This window comes from Bacillus sp. LR--39, assembly GCF_053613335.1.
This window is the reverse complement of sequence record NZ_JBSIOT010001694.1, coordinates 1-504: the sequence shown is the minus strand read 5'-3', so window position 1 is coordinate 504 and position 504 is coordinate 1. Positions and strand designations below refer to the sequence as shown.

General features: G+C 43.8%; 2 protein-coding genes. One reads left to right on the top strand and one right to left on the bottom strand.

The features are described from left to right. On the top strand, positions 1–115 hold a 115-nt coding region (locus ACWHAR_RS32590), incomplete at its 5' end, for a Na+/H+ antiporter NhaC family protein (RefSeq protein ID WP_452089114.1). A 68-nt stretch (positions 116–183) separates the two neighbouring features. Here ACWHAR_RS32590 and ACWHAR_RS32585 read toward each other — a convergent pair. Then, positions 184–504: biotin transporter BioY (locus ACWHAR_RS32585; protein WP_452089113.1), on the bottom strand; the 321-nt coding region annotated here is incomplete at its 5' end.

Genomic DNA, 504 nt, shown 5'->3' with positions numbered 1-504 from the left:
AGGTTTGAGTGCGGACGGCCAGCATCACCACATTTGGGATACTTGTGTGCCGACATTTATATTTTATAATATTCCGCTTGTCATCTTTGGCTGGATTGCAGCGCTTGTTTTATAGGAAAAAGGCTCCCCTTTACTGGGGAGCCTTTTCTCGTTATGATAAAAAAACCGTCCAATAGAACGGCTTTACATGGACGATATGTGATTTCTGTTAAAGCCGGTTGCTTTATGAATCGAGCGGTAGATTGCTGGTGCGATAAACGACAGTATCACAGCCAGCGCTGTATCTTTTGCCATAAACCAAATCATAAAGCCCCAAGCCGTGCCGTAGCTCACTGGCGTATGAATCCACAGCTTCAGTGCAAGATACATATAGGTAGTGCCGATGAGATACATGATCGCCGTTCCGATAAATGAAGCAATGAGAAATCGAATTTTACTTGGCTGAATGTTTCGTTCTAAAAACCACCCCGCTGCAAATGCTGGCGGGATGTATGAGATAATAAA